The following is a 12,267-nucleotide window of genomic DNA, read 5'->3' as shown; positions in this document are numbered from 1 at the left end:
CACTTTCAGTAACTCTCACGGAGGTGTCCATGAAGCTCATGGGCCGTATCGCCTGCACCCTCGCCGGTGGCGCGCTGCTGACCACCGCCCTCACCACCCCGGCGTCCGCCGACTCGCTGGCGGCCGGCGGGCCCGTCGGCGCGCTGGTGCAGCCACTGCTGGACATGCTCAACCTCGTCAACGACACGACCACCCTCGGCGTCCTGCTGCCCAACGGCATCATCGCCGCCCGCTGACGATCGCCCCTTCCCCCCGGGGCGGCCGCTCAGGGTCGGTATGCACGCAGCACACACCGACCCCCAGCGAAGAAGCACCGAACGGACGGCGCCGCCAACGCCGAAGACTATCCGGTAAGCCCGCCTTCCCGACAGAACCCGAGCTCCACGCGCACCGGCCCTGGGGCAGGCTGGGCGTCATGGTGGAGATCGACTTCCTGACCGGGTCCGACCGCGCCCCCTGGGAGGCGCCGGCCCGCGGCAAAGACGCGTACTTCGAGGTCGAACGCGGCGACGACGCCTACGAACGAACCTGGCGACGCCTGCTCGACGACGACCGGACACACGGGATCGCCGCCCGCCTGAACGGCGACCTGGTCGGCATCGCGCACTACGTGTTCCACGCCGGCGTCTGGCACGCCGGGAGATGCCATCTGGCGGACCTGTTCGTGGACGCCGACGTCCGGCGGCGGGGCAGGGGGCGTGAAGTAGGGCGATCCCGACAGGTGCGGCGTACCGTGGGCGGATGATGGTCGCGGGTGAGGGCATCCGAGGGTGGGAGCCGTCCACTGTCGTCAGTGACGAGCTGGTCGATCCGTCGCCGGTCGCCGCGCTCGCGGCCCTGTTCGACGACGGTGTGCCCGTCCCCGGGCCGGGGGCGGAGTTGCCGCCGTTGTGGCATTGGGCGGCGTTGGCGCGGTGGCCCCTCTCGTCCGTGAACGGGAGCGACGGGCATCCGGTGCGCGGCTCGTTCCTGCCGCCCGTCGACCTGCCGCGACGCCCACTACGACTGGCCGTACGCCACCCGGGTGGAGGGGTATCCCGGCCTGGTGGTGCACGGGCCGCTCATGACGCTCGCCCTGGCCGAGACGCTCCGGCTGGAGGGACGTGCCGAGCGGGTGACGCGGGTGGGACACCGGAACGACAGGCCGCTGTTCTGCGGTCGGCCGGCGCGGCTGCGGGGCCGCCGGACCGCGGACGGGTTCACGCTCGACCTGCACGGCCCCGAGGCCGCCACCCCGTGCACCACCCTGACCATGGCGGCCCGGTAGCCGGTCTTCATGCCCGCTCGGCGTTCGTCAGGGGGTGATGACGTGTTCGGCGAGTTCGCGGGCGGCGGCGGCCGGGGAGGTGCCGGGGCGGGTCGCGCCGACGGCGAGGAGGCCGTCGATGAGGATGAGGAGCTGGTCGGCGCCGTGGTCGGGGCGCGGGTGGCCGAGCGCGGTCAGCTCGCGCGCCAGCAGCTCGTGCACCTGCCGCCGGTAGTCGCGGGTGACCTCGTGTGCGGGGTGCGCGGGATCGGCCAGGCCGAGGTCGGCGGCCAGGTAGCGGCAGCCGTGGAACCCGGGCATGCCGACGATCTCGCCGAGCCGGTCGAAGACGGCCAGCAGGCGCTCGCGCGGGTCGTGGCCGGCGGCGTCCATGGTGTGGCGGTAGTCGGCGGCGTCGGCGGCGGCGGCTGACCGGAGCACCTCGACGATCAGGCCGTCCTTGCCGCCGAAGTGCTCGTACAACGACCGGCGGGCGACGTTGGCCGCCTTGAGCAGGGCGTCGACGCCGATGTTCACGCCGTGGCTGTAGATCAGGCGGTCGGCGGCCTCCAGCAGGCGCTCCCGTGGGCCGGGTCCCGTACGAACTGTCATGGAACCCAGGTTGCCACGGGTTGACGAGTAGATCAACCGGTCGATATACATAGATAGACCGATCGATCTACCGGCTTCCACCTGGAGGAACCGTGTCCTTCCCTTCCACCGCCGACGTCATCGAGCGCTTCAACCGCGCCTTCGTCGAGCGTGACCGCGGCCTGCTCGACGACCTGGTCGCCGAGGACTGCGTGATGGAGTCCGTCCAGCCGGCCCCCACCGGCGAACGCGTCACCGGCCGCGAGGCGTGCCTTGAGTGGTGGGGCGCGCTCGTGGACGACCTCACCAGCAGGTTCGAGCCGCAGGAGGTGATCATCGCCGGCGACCGGGCCACCATCCACTGGCACTACCGCTACGGCACCGGCCCCTCCGACTGGGTCAGCGGCGTGAACCTCATGCGCATCCGCGACGGACGGATCGTCGAGGCCCTCGGCTTCAGCAAGACCGCCGGCGAAGTCCCCCTGGCCAGCGCCTGATGGACGTCATGCGCAGCTACCACGTCGACAGCGGAGCCGGCGTCGACGGCCTGTCGATCAAGGAACACCCCGTCCCCTCCCCCGGCCCCGGGCAGGTGGTGGTCGCGGTGCGCGCCACCTCCCTCAGCTTCCGCGAGCTGATGATCCTGCGCGGCGACTACGTGCTCCCCGTCAAGCCGGACGTGGTGCCGGTCTCCGACGGCGCCGGCGAGGTCGTCGCGACCGGCCCCGGCGTCGAGTCCGTCGCCGTCGGCGACCGGGTCACCGCCACCCTGTTCCCGAGCTGGCAGGACGGCCCGTTCGCCCTCCGGCACCTGCCGCAGCTCGGCGGCTCGCTGGACGGCATGCTCACCGAGTACGCGCTGCTCGACGAGCACGCGCTCGTGCCGATCCCGGCCCACCTGTCCTACGAGGAGGCCGCGACTCTCCCCTGCGCCGCGGTCACCGCCTGGAACGCCCTGACCGGCGACGGCACCGGCCCGCTGCCCGGCCAGACCGTCGTCACCCAGGGCACCGGCGGGGTGTCGCTGTTCGCGCTGCAGTTCGCCAAGGCGCTGGGCGCCCGCGTGATCGCCACGACCAGCAGCCCGGCCAAGGCCGAACGCCTGTACGAGCTGGGCGCCGACGACGTCGTCGACTACCGGGCCACCCCCGACTGGCCCGCCCGCGTCCGCGAGCTGACCTCCGGGCGGGGCGCGGAGTACATCGTCGACGTCGCCGGCGACCTGGGGCTGTCGCTCACGGCGGCCTCGATCGCGGGGCAGGTCGCCAGCGTCGGGTTCGTCGTCGGCGACCCGCCGCCCCTCGACCCGCGGGCGGTCTTCAAGGCGGGGGCCACGCTGCGGGGCATCGCCGTCGGCAGCCGGGCGCAGTTCCTGGCCATGAACCGGCTCGTCGAGACCCACCGGCTGCGCCCGGTCATCGACCGCGTCTTCCCCTTCGACCAGGCTCCCGACGCCTACCGCCACTACGCGTCGGGCCGGGCGTTCGGGAAGATCGTGATCACCGTGTGAGGGCGGTCGGTGCCGGGCGATCGGGCGCAGCGGCGGGGTGCGCCTGCGGAACACCCCGCCGGTGCAGCCGGGCCCGCCGGGGAACGCGCGACCGGCAGCGCGTCGTCCCCTTCGCCGATCCCGCTAGCAGGGGGTCTCGTAGAACTCCGGGTACGAGCCGCGGGTGCCCACCCACGTCTCGTCGCCCACGCAGTTCTCGTACTTGACGCCGACCAGCGTGGTGCGGGAGGAGTCGCTGTAGTAGTACGTCTCGCAGTGGTAGTCGATCTGGCAGGCGCGGGCGTGGGCGGGCGAGCCGATGATGGTGAGGGTGCCGAGGGCGAGCAGGACGGCCAGCGATGCGCGGCGAATCATGGAGATCCTCTCTGACACGAGGAAGCGCTACTGACCTCGATGATCGATCGCCAGAGCGAACAGTTCAATACGCTCTATGCCGGGTAACCCATGGCGAAGGCGAAATGATCGCACTTCTCTCCGACATAGGATCATTTCATCTGGTAGTTGGCCGATCATCGAAAGGCTTCCATGATCCACCCCCTCAGCCGCCGGTCCGCCCTGCTGGGGGCCGCGGCCGTGGCCGGAATCGCCCTGTGGGAAAGGCCGGCCGAGGCGGCCGGCGCCGCCGCGTTCGACGCGGCCCGGGAGCGATGGGTGAGCCTGCTGACCGGTGCGACGTACGACCCCGCCTACCTGGAGAAGACGCGGGCGGTCGAGGGCTCGGCCAACGCGGTGCTGCGCAAGATGAACCCCACCCCCGGCCGTCCGAGCCTGTGGCCCGACCTGCCGCTCGACGACCCCCGTACGGGCAACTTCAACCGCGCCTACAACCGCATGCGCACGCTGGCGCTCGGCTGGGCCACGCCGGGCACCGACATGCACCGGGACCAGCGGGTCGCCGAGACCGCGGCCGACGCGCTGGACTTCCTGTACGAGCACGCCTACCGCGAGGGCCTCGACCGCCGGGGCAGCAACTGGTACTGGTGGGAGATCGGCGTCCCCCGGGCGCTGACCGACACCTGCGCCCTGCTCTACGACGGCCTGCCCAGGAAGAGCCTGCACCGCTGGCTGCGCCCGCTGCGCCACTGGTGCCCCGACCCCGAGCGGCGCGTCAGCCACCCCGGCGTGGTCGAGACCGGCGCCAACCGGGCGAGCAAGGCCATGGCGGTGGCGATGCGCGGGCTGCTCACCCACGACGCCCGCCTGATCAAGCGGGCCGGGAACGCCGTCTCCGACCTGCTGCGCCGCACCGGGGGGCCGGGCGACGGCTTCTACCGGGACGGGTCGTTCATCCAGCACGACGTGTACCCCTACAACGGCAGCTACGGCGTGGACTACCTGGAGAGCGTGGCCAAGCTGATCGCCATGCTCGCCAGGTCGCCGTGGGAGATCGACGGCATCGGCAAGGTCTACGACATCGTGGACCGCTCGTTCACGCCGTTCATCTTCGACGGGCTGATGATGGACTGCGTGCGCGGCCGGCAGATCTCGGTGCAGGGCCATCGCGACCACCACTCGGGGCAGAAGGCGGTCGAGGCCATCCTGACGCTGCTGGAGACGGCGCCCGAACGCCACGCCCGGCGCTGGCGTCCGCTGGTGAAGGGCTGGCTCACCCGCAACCAGGCCGTCCCGTACGCCACGGTCGCCCCGCTGGCGAGCGTCGCGCGGGCCGAGGCCCTGCTGGCGGACGCGTCGGTCCCGGTCGGCCCCCGCACGACCGGCACCTTCGTCTTCGCCGACATGGACCGGGTCGTGCACCGGCGTCCCACCTGGGCGTACGCGATCGCGATGAGCTCGGAGCGCATCGGCGCGGCCGAGGGCATGAACCAGGAGAACCTGCACGGCTGGTACACCGGCGACGGCATGACGTACCTCTACACGGCCGACCTCACCCACTGGAACGACGACCTGTGGCCGACGATCGACCCGTACCGGCTGCCGGGCACCACGGTCGACACCCGCAGGCGCGCCGACCTCCCGCACGGCGCGCGCCGCCTGCCGCCCACCCCGTGGGCGGGCGGCGTGGCGCTCGACGGCGAGTACGGCGTGGCGGCCATGAGGCTGATCGCCGACGGCTCCTCGCTGCGGGCCAGGAAGGCGTGGTTCCTGCTCGACGACGGGGTGATCGCCCTCGGCTCGGGCATCACCGCCTCCGACGGCCGCCGCGTCGAGACCGTCGTGGAGAACCGCAACACCCACGGCGCCCATCCCCCGCTGACCCGCGGCGACGGCTGGGTCCACCTGTCCGGAGTGGCCGGGTACGCGCTGCTCGACGGCGCCGAGGCGAAGGTGATCCGCGAGAAGCGCACCGGCCGCTGGCGCGACATCGACACCGGCGCCACCACCGGCGGCGACCGCACCCCCGTCTCCAGGCACTACACGACCATCGTCGTCGATCACGGCGTCGATCCGCGCAGGGCCCGCTACGCCTACGCCGTGCTGCCCGACGCCACCGCCGAGCAGACCGCGGCCTACCGCCGCCGGGTCGAGGTCCTGGCCAACTCCAGGACGGTCCAGGCCGTGGCCAGGGGCGACCTGCTCGCCGCCGTGTTCTGGCGCGCGGGGGCCGTCGAGACGCCGCACGGGCCGCTCGCCGCCGACGGCCCGTGCGCCCTGCTGCTGCGCCGCGACCGCCACCGGGTACGGCTGGCCGTCTCCGACCCGTCCAGGACCGCCGACGAGGTGCGGATCAAGCTGCCGTGGCCGGTCAAGTCGGTCAAGGAGGGCGACCGGGGCGTGCGCCGGTCCAAGCGGGCGGTCAAGATCGAGGTCGGCGGCAGCCGCGGGCATGCCCGTACGGCGGTCGTCCGCGTCTGAGGCCGGGCCGCCGCCGTTCAGGAGGCATCGGCGGGGGCGTACGGCAGGAGGTCCGCCACGGGGACGCCCGGGTCGGCGAGCCGCCGCGGATCGGCGGTGTGCCCGGCGGCGACCAGGGCCCGGAGGTTACCGGCGGCGCCCTGGCCGTCCATGGTCATGGCCGCCACGGGGACGCCGCGGTCGAGCCAGAAGGCGGTGAACCCGGGCTCGCCGGGCTCGCCCCTGGTGACGACGCGGTCCGAGGTGGTGGGGAGACCGACGTATTCGAGGGTGGACCCGTACTGGGTGGAGAAGAAGTACGGGACGTGGTCGACGGTCGCCGGCTCGCCCACCAGCGTGGCCGCGGCGGCCGTCCCGTGGACGACGGCGTTGTCCCAGTGCTCGATCCGCACCGGTTTCAGGTAGCGGGGGTGCCGGTGGCGGGCCACGTCGCCGGCGGCCAGCGCGGCCGGGTGCGAGGTGCGCAGACGTCCGTCGGCGACGATGCCGCCGTCGACCCGTAGCCCCGCCGCCTCGGCCAGGTCGGTGTTGGGGACGGCGCCCACGGCGACGACGACGAGGTCGGCCGGGACGCGCCGCCCGGCGACGGTGCGCACGGCCTCGACCGAGCGCGTGCCGAGCACCGCCTCGACACCGTCGCCGGTCAGCAGCTCGACGCCGTGGTCGAGATGCCGCCGGGCGACGACGCCGCCGAGCCGGTCGCCGAGCACGTGGTAGAGCGGCGTGGGCAACGGGTCGACCACGGTCGTGCGGACGCCGAGCGTCCGGGCGGCGGCGGCGACCTCGCAGCCCAGCCAGCCGGCGCCCACGACGACGACGTCGGAGGCCGCGCGCAGGGCGTCGCGGAGGCGTTCGCTGTCCTGGCGGTCGCGCAGGTAGTGCACGCCGTCGAGGTCGGCGCCCGGCACCCGGAGGCGGCGCGGGCGGGCGCCCGTGGCGATCAGTACCTGACTGAACGGGAGCTCCACGTTGCGGCCCAGCTTCACCCGCCGGCCGTCCAGGTCGAGCAGGGTGGCGGGGGCGCCGAGGGCGAGCGCGACGTCCTGGGCGGCGTAGAAGCGCGGCTCCAGGACGTCCAGCTCGGCGGCCTCGGTGGTGCCCAGCAGGTAGCCCTTGGACAGTGCGGGACGGTGGTAGGGCAGGGGGTGCTCGTCGCCGACGAGCGTGATCGGCCGGTCGTAGCCGTGGTCGAGCCGCAGGGCCCGGGCGGCCTGGGCGGCGGCGAGGCCGGCGCCGATGATGACGATGCCGGGATCGGCGGGCATGGGAAATCTCCTTGTGAACGGGACCGAGGAGGGTCAGACGACCTGGAGGTTGGCCATCATCGCCATGTCCTCGTGCTCGGCGTTGTGGCAGTGGAAGAGGTAGCGGCCGCGGTAGCCGTCGAACCGGGTGATGATCTCCACCGCCTCGCCCGGACGCAGGGAGACGGTGTCCTTGAGCCCCGCGTCGTGCGGCAACGGCGGCCGGCCGCTGCGCGAGAGCACCCGGAAGCCGACCAGGTGCAGGTGGACGGGGTGGTGGACGTCGGCGACCATGCGCCACACCTCGACGTCGCCGAGGCCCACGGTGACGTCGGACCGGGCGGGGTCGAACGGCAGCCCGCCGATCAGCCAGCCGTGGCCGTCGTCCATGCGGCCCGCGCGGAAGGAGAACTCGCGCACCCGTACGGCGTCCGCCCGCCGCCACTCGGGCAGGTCGGTGGACAGGACGCGCGGGACCCTGCTGTCGTCGGCCGCGGCCCGCGCGACCCGGAAGGCCATCACGTCCCGGGTACGGCCGGAGCCGAGCCGGTTGACGATCCGGACGCGCCCGCCGACCGGGACACGGGCGAAGTCCACCACCACGTCGTACCGCTCGGCCGGCGCGATCGGCAGGAACCGGTGGGTGACCGGCGACGCGAGCAGCCCCTGGTCGGCGCCGATCTGGACGAGGTCGAGCCGCCGCCCGTCGTCGAGCACGGCTTCGAGCTCGTAGTGGCGGGCGTTGGAGGCGTTCAGCAGGCGCAGCCGGTAGCGGGCCGCGTCCACCTCGTGCACGGGCCAGGGGGCGCCGTTGACCAGGATCACGTCGCCGAGCACCCCGGCGAGGTACGGTTCGAGCACGCCCGGCCGCTCCCGCAGGGTGGGGTCGAGGGCGGGGTAGGCCAGCTCGCCCTCGGCGGTGAACGCCCGATCGGCGATCATGAGCGGCAGCTCGCGCGGCCCCGAGGGCAGGCCGAGGGCCTTCTCGGCGTCGTCGCGGACGATCTGCAGCCCGGCCAGGCCGCGCCAGATCGCGGGGGCGGTGAAGTCCATCCGGTGGTCGTGGTACCACAGCAGCGTCGCCCGCTGGTCCAGCGGGAAGGTGTAGTCCCTCGTCCGCCTGCTCAGCACGGCCCGGGGGTCGCGCATGTTCCCCATCCCGGAGCCGTGCGCCGTGTGCATGCCGGGGTGCACGGTGGGCTCCGTCCAGCCCTCGGGCAGCACGAGGTCGGTGGGGTAGCCGTCGGAGGCCGCCGGGGTGCGTCCGCCGTGCAGGTGGACGACGGTCGGCACGGGCAGGTCGTTGCGGTGCGTCACGGTGATCGGCCGGCCTCGGTGCGCCTCGATCGTCGGCCCCGGGAAGGTGCCCCCGTACGTCCAGGCCCGGGTCCGCACGCCGGGCAGGATCTCCAGCGTCGTCTCACGCTGGACGATCTCGTACCGGTCGGCGCCGCCCGAGGTGCCGGACGGTGCCAGCACGGCCGGGATCGGCAGCGGCACCTGGAACGGCGGCGGCAGCGGCAGGTCGCTGCGCAGCTCGGCGCCGGTGGTCGCGGGCCGGCGGGCCATCGCGGCCGAGGTGCCGAGCCCGGTGGCCGCCATCAGCCCGAGCGCGCCGCCGATGCCGAGCGCCTGCCGCCTGGTCACGCCCATGATCCGCCTGTCCTGTTCAGGCATCGGGGGTCTCCCGTCGCGGGAAGGGGCGGCGCCAGACGTCGATGAACTGCACCGTGAGCGCGGCGACCGTCATCACCCCCAGGGGGATGTGCAGCCACAGGGCGCCGTCGAGCCCGGCGAAGTACTGCACCGTCTCGGCCGCCACCACCGCCGCCGTGGCCAGGAAGGGGCCGGACCTGCGCAGCCGCACCCACACCACGATCGCCACGATCAGCTGGAGGTAGCCGGCGGAGGTGACCACGTCCGCGCCGATCGAGTGCCAGCGCAGGCTGTCGTAGTCGCCGGTCAGGTAGACGCCGGCGAACACCGGCTGCCCGGCGATCGCCGCCATGTGCGCGCTGACCAGCGCTCGCAACGTCCAGGCCACGGGTGCCGTACGCCGCCGGGCGTCGGCTCCCGGCCCGTCGACCACGGTGAGCATCGGGGGTCCTCCTCGTCTCGTCCTCGTGAAACGCTCCGACGCTATGGCCTCCCGGTTATCTTGTCCAAGATCTGTATTGCTATGGTGTTATGCGTTGGGAGGCATGATGGATCTGAACGCGCTCCGGCAGTTCCTGGTGGTGGCCCGGCTCGAACACCTCAGCGCCGCCGCCGAGGAGCTGCGCGTCGCGCAGCCGTCGCTGAGCCGTACGATCGCGCGGCTGGAGAACGAGCTGGGCACGCCGCTGTTCGACCGCGGCGGCCGGCTCCGGCTGAACGGCGCGGGCAGCCTGTTCCTCGGTTTCGTCGAACGGGCCCTCGGCGAGCTCGACGCCGGACGGCGAGCCGTCGCCGAGGCCGCCGGCGAGGGGTTCGGCACCGTACGGCTGGCGTCGGAGACCTTCCTGACCCTCACCGGGCCGCTCGCGGCCTACAAGCGCGCCCACCCTTCGGTCGAGGTCGAGTTGCACTGGGCGCCCGCCGACGACATGAGCCGCCGCCTGCGCGCCCAGGAGTTCGACCTGTGCGTCGCCTCGCAGCCCATCCACGCCGACGGCCTGGAGGCGGTCGAGCTGCTCGACGAGCCGGTGGGGCTGGCCACCTCGCTCGACCACCCGCTCGCCGGCCGTGCGTCGGTGACCATCGACGAGCTCGCCGGCCAGCCCTTCGTCACCGCCCGCAAGGGACACTGGCAGCGCCGGCTGCTCGACCGCCTCTTCGCCGCCAGGGGCCGCACGCCGAGGGTCGTCTGCGAGGGCGACGAGCCCAGCGCCATCGCCGACCTGATCGGCGCGGGGCTCGGCATCGGCCTCGTCCCGTCCCTCGCCCGCCGTTCCACCACCCGTGCGCCCCTGGCCTGGGTGGACGTCGACGACCCCGACTGCCGCCGTACGCTCACCCTGCTCTGGGGCGCCGACAGCCACCTGTCCACCGCCGCCCGCCTGATGCGCACCACGATCACCAGCTGGGACTGGCTGGCCGGCGAACCCCAGGAGAAGCGCGCCTGACCCCGGCCCGCGCCTCCGCGGACCGCTCCTGCAGCCTGGGCGCCGCCGCTCGCGGGCGGCTGGACGGAGAAGGCTCGACCGGACACGGAGTGCGAGCGTCCGTACACTTTCTGTCGCTGGTCCGCGTGGCCTTACGGCCCGGTCGAGAGAGGGCGGGGTTGACAGCGATGAGCGAGGTCCACGGCGGCGGACAGTCGCCGGGCGCCGCGGCGGCCACCGGCCCCGAGTCGGTGACCTGTCATGAGGATCTGGCCAGGCTGCTGGCCGAGCAGTTCGCGCGGGCCGACGTGTCACTGCGGGAGTTGCAGGCGCGGGCCGACAGGTCGGGCGGGACCAGGCTGCCGCGCAGCACCTGCGCCGACATGCTGGCCGGGCGGCGTTTTCCCAAGAAGGCGGTCATGGTGGCGTTCCTGCGGGGGTGCCGGGTGCCCGACCATGACCTCCCGGCGTGGGAACGGGCCTGGGACCGGGTGCGGATCAGCCGCCTGCCCGCCGGGGCCTGGGACGGTCGCGCCTCGCCGACGCCCACCGGCACAGCGCCGACGTCCGCGGCCGCCCCGGCGGGACCGGCCGTGGACGAGGGCGGGCGCCGGCGGCGGGCGGTCCTGACCGGAGACGGACGCGGGCGGCGGGCGGTCCTGACCGGAGGTGGTCGTCGGCGGGCCGTCCTGGTCGCGGCGGTCGCCGTTCCCGCGGCGGCCGCGCTGGTGCTGGCCGTGGTCGTCGCGCTGCGGATGACGGCCCGGCCCGAGGCGCCGCCCGAGCGGGTCCCCGACCAGGCCGTGGATCCCGATCACATCGTCACCGACGACGGCCGCGCGTTCCCCCGGGGCGGGTCGAGCCGGTTCACGGTCAGTGTGAGCCCGGCCAACACCGGCGTACGGCTGACCCGCCGCCTGGACGCGGGCGTCGGCCTGCAACACGCGACCATCACCGTGGACGGCGCCCCGGCGGCGCACTGGCGGCCGCTGCTGGAGGACGGCGTCCACAAGTGGCGCAACCAGATCGTCGACCTGCCGCCGGCCCTGACGGCGGGGCGGCGCGCGCTCACCGTCGTGAACGAGTGCGTGTCCGCCTCGGGCTTCAACGAGTTCCTCTACACCGTGGAGCACCGGATCAACGGCGTCTGGTCGATCGCCGACAAGGTCGACGTGGGCCCCGATCATCCCGAGAGCGAGGCCGCGCACGACTACCGCGTCATCGGCGGCGACTGGGCCCACCACCAGACCTTCGCCTACCCGCCCCGCAAGGCGGACTGGAACGTGCGCTGAAGGCCCCGGGCGATAAGATATCGAAGTACTTCACAATGAAGGACGTAAACAAACCCGAGGAGCTCCCCCGCATGGCCTCCATCCGGCACGAGATCGTCATCGACGCCTCCCCCGACCACATCTGGGACGTCCTGCGCGACGTCGGAGCCGTGCACGAACGGCTGCTCCCCGGCCGCGTCGAGGACACCCGGATGGAGGGCGACCAGCGCTTCCTCACGTTCCCCGACGGGCACGTGATCCGCGAGCTGATCCTGGCCATCGACGACGACGCCCGCCGCCTGGCCTACGCGGTCGTGGACGGCGCGAGGCCGCCGCTGGAGCACCACCACGCCTCCTTCGAGGTCCGGCCGGAGGGCGAGGGGGCGGGCCGGCTGATCTGGGTCACCGACGTGCTGCCCCACGCGCGTGCCGCCGAGGTCGGCCTGCGGATGCGGTACGGCGCGTCGGAGATGCGGCAGGCGATCGAGGGCACGGCCCGCTCCTGACC

General features: G+C 73.5%; 14 protein-coding genes. 9 read left to right on the top strand and 5 right to left on the bottom strand.

The genetic code is table 11. The features are described 5' to 3' along the window. The first annotated feature begins 29 nt into the window (after positions 1-29). The 3 genes from AB0J97_RS23925 (at position 30) to AB0J97_RS23915 (ending at position 1,267) form a co-directional block, all read left to right on the top strand. Complete coding sequence (locus AB0J97_RS23925) at positions 30-236, top strand: hypothetical protein (protein ID WP_357707417.1); 207 nt, start codon at positions 30-32, stop codon at positions 234-236. Positions 237-415: 179 nt separating this feature from the next. Further along, positions 416-745, top strand: a complete 330-nt coding sequence (locus tag AB0J97_RS23920; protein WP_364092076.1) for a GNAT family N-acetyltransferase — start codon at positions 416-418, stop codon at positions 743-745. 279 nt (positions 746-1,024) lie between these two features. After that, positions 1,025-1,267, top strand: a complete 243-nt coding sequence (locus AB0J97_RS23915) for a hypothetical protein (protein ID WP_364092074.1) — start codon at positions 1,025-1,027, stop codon at positions 1,265-1,267. 27 nt (positions 1,268-1,294) lie between these two features. On the opposite strand, the gene AB0J97_RS23910 is transcribed toward AB0J97_RS23915, so the two are convergent. Further along, the gene (locus AB0J97_RS23910) at positions 1,295-1,858 is read right to left on the bottom strand and encodes a TetR/AcrR family transcriptional regulator (protein WP_364092072.1); all 564 of its coding nucleotides are present in this window, start codon (positions 1,856-1,858) and stop codon (positions 1,295-1,297) included. Positions 1,859-1,950: 92 nt separating this feature from the next. On the opposite strand from AB0J97_RS23910, the gene AB0J97_RS23905 reads away from it, so the two are divergent. Next, positions 1,951-2,334, top strand: a complete 384-nt coding sequence (locus tag AB0J97_RS23905; RefSeq protein WP_364092070.1) for a nuclear transport factor 2 family protein — start codon at positions 1,951-1,953, stop codon at positions 2,332-2,334. An 8-nt stretch (positions 2,335-2,342) separates the two neighbouring features. Then, a complete protein-coding gene (locus tag AB0J97_RS23900; protein WP_364092068.1) occupies positions 2,343-3,347 on the top strand; it encodes an NAD(P)-dependent alcohol dehydrogenase in 1,005 nt (334 codons plus the stop codon). A 123-nt stretch (positions 3,348-3,470) separates the two neighbouring features. Here the strand turns inward: AB0J97_RS23900 and AB0J97_RS23895 are convergent, their stop codons facing one another. Continuing rightward, positions 3,471-3,701: a DUF6289 family protein gene (locus AB0J97_RS23895; RefSeq protein WP_364092066.1), complete on the bottom strand. Its 231-nt coding sequence runs from the start codon at positions 3,699-3,701 to the stop codon at positions 3,471-3,473. Positions 3,702-3,872: 171 nt separating this feature from the next. On the opposite strand from AB0J97_RS23895, the gene AB0J97_RS23890 reads away from it, so the two are divergent. Continuing rightward, positions 3,873-6,161 (top strand): polysaccharide lyase 8 family protein, encoded by a 2,289-nt coding sequence (locus AB0J97_RS23890; RefSeq protein ID WP_364092064.1) that lies wholly within the window; start codon positions 3,873-3,875, stop codon positions 6,159-6,161. 17 nt (positions 6,162-6,178) lie between these two features. Here the strand turns inward: AB0J97_RS23890 and AB0J97_RS23885 are convergent, their stop codons facing one another. Genes AB0J97_RS23885 through AB0J97_RS23875 form a run of 3 tightly spaced genes read right to left on the bottom strand, consistent with a single transcriptional unit; the run spans position 6,179 to position 9,503 of the window. Then, the gene (locus tag AB0J97_RS23885; RefSeq protein ID WP_364092061.1) at positions 6,179-7,426 is read right to left on the bottom strand and encodes an FAD-dependent oxidoreductase; all 1,248 of its coding nucleotides are present in this window, start codon (positions 7,424-7,426) and stop codon (positions 6,179-6,181) included. Between the two features lie 33 nt (positions 7,427-7,459). Further along, the gene (locus tag AB0J97_RS23880) at positions 7,460-9,082 is read right to left on the bottom strand and encodes a multicopper oxidase family protein (protein ID WP_364092059.1); all 1,623 of its coding nucleotides are present in this window, start codon (positions 9,080-9,082) and stop codon (positions 7,460-7,462) included. After that, on the bottom strand, positions 9,075-9,503 hold the full coding sequence (locus AB0J97_RS23875) for a hypothetical protein (protein ID WP_364092058.1): 429 nt from the start codon (positions 9,501-9,503) through the stop codon (positions 9,075-9,077). The genes AB0J97_RS23880 and AB0J97_RS23875 overlap by 8 nt, the downstream gene beginning before the upstream one ends. A gap of 103 nt (positions 9,504-9,606) precedes the next feature. On the opposite strand from AB0J97_RS23875, the gene AB0J97_RS23870 reads away from it, so the two are divergent. The 3 genes from AB0J97_RS23870 to AB0J97_RS23860 all read left to right on the top strand — a co-directional run bounded on the left by AB0J97_RS23870 (position 9,607) and on the right by AB0J97_RS23860 (position 12,265). Next, the gene (locus AB0J97_RS23870; protein ID WP_364092056.1) at positions 9,607-10,509 is read left to right on the top strand and encodes a LysR family transcriptional regulator; all 903 of its coding nucleotides are present in this window, start codon (positions 9,607-9,609) and stop codon (positions 10,507-10,509) included. 167 nt (positions 10,510-10,676) lie between these two features. Next, the gene (locus AB0J97_RS23865; protein ID WP_364092054.1) at positions 10,677-11,780 is read left to right on the top strand and encodes a hypothetical protein; all 1,104 of its coding nucleotides are present in this window, start codon (positions 10,677-10,679) and stop codon (positions 11,778-11,780) included. A 71-nt stretch (positions 11,781-11,851) separates the two neighbouring features. Beyond that, positions 11,852-12,265, top strand: a complete 414-nt coding sequence (locus AB0J97_RS23860; protein ID WP_357707397.1) for an SRPBCC family protein — start codon at positions 11,852-11,854, stop codon at positions 12,263-12,265. Positions 12,266-12,267: the final 2 nt, after the last annotated feature.

The organism is Nonomuraea sp. NPDC049607 (assembly GCF_040675375.1).
Lineage (GTDB): Bacteria > Actinomycetota > Actinomycetes > Streptosporangiales > Streptosporangiaceae > Nonomuraea.
Note: the sequence above shows the minus strand (reverse complement) of the source record. Positions and strands in the feature narration are given on the sequence as shown.